A 4,281-nucleotide genomic window follows, 5' to 3' on the forward strand; every position below is an offset into this window, starting at 1 on the left:
CTCCGCGCGTGCGCCTAAGCTGGCCGGGTGCTCGAACCCGCCCTGCTGCCGACCCCGCTGGTGGACTGCACCGACGAGGCCTTCGCCCGGGCCGGGGTGGAGCTGCGGCTGAAGCGGGACGACCTGCTGCACCCGACCGTCCCCGGCAACAAGTGGCGCAAGCTGGCGCCCAATCTGGCCGCCGCCGTGGAGCAGGGCCACACCCGGCTGCTGACCTTCGGCGGCGCGTACTCGACCCACCTGCGGGCCGTCGCGGCCGCCGCCGGGGCGCTCGGGCTGGAGAGCGTCGGGCTGGTCCGCGGCGAGGAACTGGCCGACCGGCCGCGCAACTGGTCGCTTCGGGCCGCCGAGGCGGCCGGGATGCGGCTGGAGTTCCTGACCCGGGCCGAGTACCGGGAGGCCACCGGCCGGGCCGAGGGGGAGCACGGCACGGACGCCCTGCTCCGCCGCTGGGGCCGCTGCCTGGTGCTCCCGGAGGGCGGCTCCAACGCCCTGGCCGCCGTCGGCGCGGCCGCGATCCCGGCCGAACTGCCCGGTCTCGGCGAGCGGGACGTGGTCTGCTGCCCGGTCGGCACCGGCGGCACCCTGGCCGGCATCGCGGCCGGCCTGCCGACGGGCGCGCGGGCGCTCGGGGTGGCCGTGCTGCGCGGCGGCGAGGGCTACCTGGAGGCGGAGGTCGCCCGGCTGCACCGGGCCGCCTACGGGCGCGGGTTCGACAACTGGCGGATCGACCACGCGCACCACGGCGGCGGCTACGGCAGGGTCCCGGCCGAACTGACCGGCTTCGCCGAGCGGTTCGAGCGCCGCCACGGCATCCCGCTGGAGCGCCGCTACGTCGCCAAGCTGCTCGCCGCGCTGGCCGGCCTGGTGGCGGGGGGCGTCTTCCCGCGCGGCACCCGCCTCACCGCCGTCGTCACCGGGCTGCCGGATCCGGAGTAGCGGCCGGTCGGCCGTGGGTCAGCCGCCGGCCGCGGGCCGCGGGCCGGGTGGTCAGCCGAAGGTCAGGTCGGCGCACGGGTCGGTGTCGGCGTTGCGGGTGTTCTCCGCTATGCCGGTGGGGATGCCGCCCGGGGTGGCACCGGGGGTGCTGCCCGCCGCGGCACCGGCCGGGACGCCGGGCGCCGGGCTCGGGGCGGTCACCGAGTCGATCCGGGTAGCCGCCGTCCGCTCGTCGGGGCCGATGGTGACGGTGATCGCCTCCGAGCCGGGGGACTCGATGACCTTGGCGCCGGGGAAGAGCGCGGCGACCTGGTCGGCGGCGGCCTTCAGCGCGGGGTCGTAGGCGACCCGGGTGGCCCGCTGCCCTGGGGCGTTGGCGCCGAGCGTGATGTTCTGGAAGCCGCGCGCCTTGAGCGCCTCGGCGCCGGAGCCGGCCACGCCGGGCGTGCCGGTCCCGTTGACCACGGTGATCGGCGTCGCGGCCTGCTCCGGGGTGAGCGGGGCGGTCGCAGCGGCGGGGTCGGCGGTGGGGGAGGAGGTCACCTGGCCCGTCCCGATGGTGCTCTGCCCGTCCAGGGTGCGGTCCTCGCGCAGCAGCTTCCAGAGGGTGTCGGCGTCCGGCTGGACCAGCCGCACCCGGTCGCCGGCGAACCGCCAGGGGGCGGTGACGAAGGAGACGTCGGAGAGCTTGATGTCCTGGACCGAGCGGGCGAAGTCCACCAGCTTCATCGCGGTGCCCAGCCCCTCGTCCACGGTGAGCGACTTGGTGGCCGCATCGGCCAGCGGCAGCAGGGTGGGCAGCGAGAAGCCCTGGCTCTGCACCTTCTTGATCATCGAGGAGAGGAAGGCCTGCTGGCGCTTCATCCGGCCTATGTCGGAGTTGTCGCCGATGCCGTGGCGGGTCCGCAGGTAGTCCACCGCGGACTGCCCGGAGAGCTTCTGGAGGCCCTTCTTGAGGTGGATGCCGTACTCGTTGACGTCGTTGGGCACACAGGCCTCCACGCCGCCCACGGCGTCCGACATCGCGGCCGCGCCCTTGAAATCGACCACGACGGTGTGGTCGATCCGCAGCCCGGTGAGCTTTTCGACGGTGTTCTGGGTGCAGGCCGGATTGCCGTTCTCGGCCAGGCCCACGGTGAAGGCGGAGTTGAACATCTGGTCGGTCTTCGGCGCCGTCCAGGTGCCGTTCGGCAGCTTGCAGGACGGGATGGTGACCAGGGTGTCGCGGGGTATCGAGACGCCGACGGCGTGCTTGTGGTCGGCGTAGATGTGCACCAGGATCGCGGTGTCCGAGTGGCCGACGCCCTCGTCACCGCCGCCCAGGGAGTCGTTGCCCCCGTCGCGGGTGTCCGAGCCGAGCAGCAGCACGTTGACGGGGACGGAGGCGCCCGGGCTGGCCGGGACGGGGGCCGGCGGGCGCTCGGTGGCGACGCCGCCCGAGTCGAAGGTGGTGATGTTGTTGTCCAGCCGGTGGTAGAACCAGGCTCCGGCGCCCACGACCGACAGCACCAGTACGGCGGCCAGGCCGATGGCGGTCCGCAGGTAGCGGCGCCGACGCGTGCTGCTGCTCATCCTCCGTGCCCCCCGTCTTCAGGTTTCTCGCGTTCGATGTTCGAACGTTAGACGTTCCGGAAGGCGGTTCGGTTACCCCCCCGGGGCCAACGAGCAGCCCCCGGAGCCTGTGATGCTGGTCACGCACCCGGGCCGGAGGCTCCCGCGAGCATCCGCCGGAGCAGGTCGCGCAGGGCGGTGCGCTCCTCCGGGCCGAGCGCGGCCAGCGGCTCGCGCGCGAAGTTCAGCGACTCGCGCAGCTCCTCGGAGGCGGCCGAGCCGGTGTCGGTGGCGGCGACCAGCTTGACCCGGCGGTCCTGCCGGTCGGCCTCGCGGGTGACGAAGCCGCGGGATTCGAGCCGGTCGACGATGCCGGTGATGTTGGACGGCTCGCAGCTGAGCGTCTGGGCGATCTGGCGCATCGGCATCGGTCCGCGCCGCAGCAGGGCGAGCACCTTGGCCTGGGCGCCGGTGAGCGAGCGGGCGGCGGCGGCGTCCTCGTACTCGCGGTGGAACAGCGCGACCAGGTTGGCCATCAGGTCGACGACCTCGCGGGTGATCTCGTCGGGCTGCGGCGTGGCGTCCTGGATCGACTGGGTGTCCATGGTCGAGAGTCTACCTGAAAAGTTGACAAGATGAACCTTTCATGCCCATCGTTACTTCAGTTGCTCAACTTTTCATGCACCTGAACCGCACCTGAACCGCAAGGAGCGCCCCCGATGGCAGAGCAGGCCGCCGCCCCCGCGACCGCCCGTGAATGGCACCTCGCCGCCCGCCCGCAGGGCTGGCCGGTGCCGGCCGACTTCGCCCTGGTCGAGGCCCCGGTCCGGACCCCGGGCCCGGGCGAGATCCTGGTCCGCAACGCCTACCTCTCGGTGGACCCGTACATGAGGGGCCGGATGAACGACGTGAAGTCGTACGTCCCGCCGTTCCAGCTGGGCCAGGCCATGGACGGCGGCGCGGTCGGCCATGTCATCGCCTCCGAGGCCGAGGGCTTCGCCCCGGGCGACGCGGTGCTGCACGGGCTCGGCTGGCGCGAGTACGCCACCCTGAACGCCGGGCACGCGGTCAAGGTCGACCCGGCCGCCGCCCCGCTCTCCGCCTACCTCGGCGTGCTCGGCATGCCCGGCCTGACCGCCTACGCCGGCCTGCTCGCCGTCGGCGGCCTCAAGGAGGGCGACAAGGTCTTCGTCTCCGGCGCGGCCGGTGCCGTCGGCTCGCTGGTCGGCCAGATCGCCAGGCTCAAGGGCGCCTCGCTGGTGGTCGGTTCGGCCGGCTCGGCGGAGAAGGTGGCCAAGCTGGTGGACGAGTACGGCTTCGACGCGGCCTTCAACTACAAGGACGCCCCGGTCGCCCGGCAGCTCGCCGAGGCCGCCCCGGAGGGCATCGACCTCTACTTCGACAACGTCGGCGGCGACCACCTGGAAGCCGCGATCGGCGCGCTGAACGTGCACGGCCGCGCGGTGCTCTGCGGTGCGATCGCCCAGTACAACGACACCGCCGCGCCCGCCGCCCCGCGCAACCTCGCGCTCGCCATCGGCAAGCGGCTGCGCCTGGAGGGCATGCTGGTGCGCGACCACGCCGGGCTCCAGCCGCAGTTCGTCGCCGAGGTGGGCGGCTGGCTGACGTCCGGTGAACTGCGCACCGAGGAGACCGTGGTGGACGGTTTCGAGAACGCCGCCGGGGCCTTCCTCGACCTGCTGCGCGGCGTCAACACCGGCAAGATGGTCGTCCGTCTGGGCGGCTGACGCACAGTCAGGGAGTCGACCGCCCCGCCGCCCCGATCGGGGC

General features: G+C 73.6%; 4 protein-coding genes. 2 read left to right on the top strand and 2 right to left on the bottom strand.

All coding sequences use genetic code 11. The features are described from left to right. Nucleotides 1–27 precede the first annotated feature (27 nt). On the top strand, nt 28–939 hold the full coding sequence (locus tag ACFU7Y_RS40975; protein ID WP_380771487.1) for a 1-aminocyclopropane-1-carboxylate deaminase/D-cysteine desulfhydrase: 912 nt from the start codon (nt 28–30) through the stop codon (nt 937–939). 51 nt (nt 940–990) lie between these two features. Here the strand turns inward: ACFU7Y_RS40975 and ACFU7Y_RS40980 are convergent, their stop codons facing one another. Both ACFU7Y_RS40980 and ACFU7Y_RS40985 read right to left on the bottom strand, forming a co-directional pair. Next, nucleotides 991–2,511: an LCP family protein gene (locus tag ACFU7Y_RS40980; protein WP_224283103.1), complete on the bottom strand. Its 1,521-nt coding sequence runs from the start codon at nt 2,509–2,511 to the stop codon at nt 991–993. A 119-nt stretch (nt 2,512–2,630) separates the two neighbouring features. Then, nucleotides 2,631–3,095 (bottom strand): MarR family winged helix-turn-helix transcriptional regulator, encoded by a 465-nt coding sequence (locus ACFU7Y_RS40985; RefSeq protein ID WP_224283102.1) that lies wholly within the window; start codon nt 3,093–3,095, stop codon nt 2,631–2,633. 114 nt (nt 3,096–3,209) lie between these two features. Between ACFU7Y_RS40985 and ACFU7Y_RS40990 the strand changes: the two genes are divergently transcribed. Then, nucleotides 3,210–4,238 carry an NADP-dependent oxidoreductase gene (locus ACFU7Y_RS40990; protein ID WP_224283101.1) on the top strand — a complete coding sequence of 343 codons (1,029 nt, stop codon included), beginning with the start codon at nt 3,210–3,212 and terminating at the stop codon, nt 4,236–4,238. Nucleotides 4,239–4,281 lie beyond the last annotated feature (43 nt).

It is taken from the genome of Kitasatospora sp. NPDC057542, from assembly GCF_042801945.1.
GTDB lineage: Bacteria > Actinomycetota > Actinomycetes > Streptomycetales > Streptomycetaceae > Kitasatospora.

What these genes read in the sequence shown, in the direction of transcription:
- ACFU7Y_RS40990 (WP_224283101.1), top strand. Translation starts at nt 3,210, where the DNA reads ATGGCAGAGCAGGCCGCCGCCCCCGCGACCGCCCGTGAATGGCACCTC.
- ACFU7Y_RS40985 (WP_224283102.1), bottom strand. Translation starts at nt 3,095, where the DNA reads ATGGACACCCAGTCGATCCAGGACGCCACGCCGCAGCCCGACGAGATC.
- ACFU7Y_RS40980 (WP_224283103.1), bottom strand. Translation starts at nt 2,511, where the DNA reads ATGAGCAGCAGCACGCGTCGGCGCCGCTACCTGCGGACCGCCATCGGC.